2 protein-coding genes are annotated in these 1,006 nt (G+C 25.7%); both read right to left on the bottom strand.

Annotated features, from left to right (window positions below):
* Positions 1-162: 162 nt before the first annotated feature.
* Positions 163-564: a hypothetical protein gene (locus AM629_RS22890; protein ID WP_072161978.1), complete on the bottom strand. Its 402-nt coding sequence runs from the start codon at positions 562-564 to the stop codon at positions 163-165.
* A gap of 52 nt (positions 565-616) precedes the next feature.
* Positions 617-1,006 (bottom strand): hypothetical protein (locus tag AM629_RS21210; RefSeq protein WP_072161977.1); only part of this gene is annotated, 390 nt, incomplete at its 5' end.

Below are 1,006 nucleotides of genomic sequence, written 5' to 3'. Positions count from 1 at the left end.
TCTTTATATAGCATAATAAATTTTCTCTTTATCTTAAGCAATTCTTTTAAAGTGAATCCACTATTTAATATTAATTTTCTTAAGTCAGCTAAGTTCATTTATTTAGACTCGATTTTATTGGGTTTTATAATTGGTTGTTTTTATCCTGTTTTATTAATGAACTCAAGGGTTAAATTTACTTTTTATTTTAAAGCGAATGTGGAAAATTAACAGTTTTGAGCCTGTGATTAAATTACAGCCAACAGAGAGACTATAGTAAATAAAAGCAGAAATGGCAAAAAATAAGTAAATTGAAAACATTAATGGAATTCCATATGCTTTCCCACTGAAATACATACCTGATATTATAAATAAACAAATTGGAGTGGAAAATGTTAACGGCAAAGAAACTTCTTCGGCTATAAATATCAGATAATGACAAAAACAATCTGTTTTGCTTTGATGTTTATCATAAATATATGGGTCATCTTTATGCAGGACAAGAAAGCTTCTCTTTATCTTAAGCAATTCTTTTAAAGTGAATCCACTATTTAATATTAATTTTCTTAAGTCAGTTAGGTTCATTTATTTAAACTCGATTTTATTTGGTTTTATAATTAGTTATTTTAATCCTATTTTATTGATGAACTAAAGGGTTAAATTTACTTTTTATTTTAAAGCGTATATAGAGTATTGCTAATTTTAATCCTGTGATGAAATTACAGTAAACAGAATAGCTGAAATAAAATAAAGCGAATGTTGTTGTTGATAAGTAAACAAAGGTCATCAATGGAATTCCATATACCATATCACTGAAAAACATTCCTGATATTATAAATGAATTAATTAATGTTGAATATATTAATGGCGTGGCTACTTCTTCACCCATAAGTAACAGATAATGACAAAAGCAATCTGTTTTACTTTGGTACTTATCATAAACATCAGGATCATCTTTATATAGCATAATAAATTTTCTCTTTATCTTAAGCAATTCTTTTAAAGTGAATCCACTATTTAATATTAA

The sequence above is a fragment of the Photorhabdus heterorhabditis genome, from assembly GCF_001280945.1.
GTDB lineage: Bacteria > Pseudomonadota > Gammaproteobacteria > Enterobacterales > Enterobacteriaceae > Photorhabdus > Photorhabdus heterorhabditis.
Note: the sequence above shows the minus strand (reverse complement) of the source record. Positions and strands in the feature narration are given on the sequence as shown.

Coding starts and splice junctions, on each gene's coding strand:
- AM629_RS22890 (WP_072161978.1), bottom strand. CDS start 564: ATGAACCTAACTGACTTAAGAAAATTAATATTAAATAGTGGATTCACT.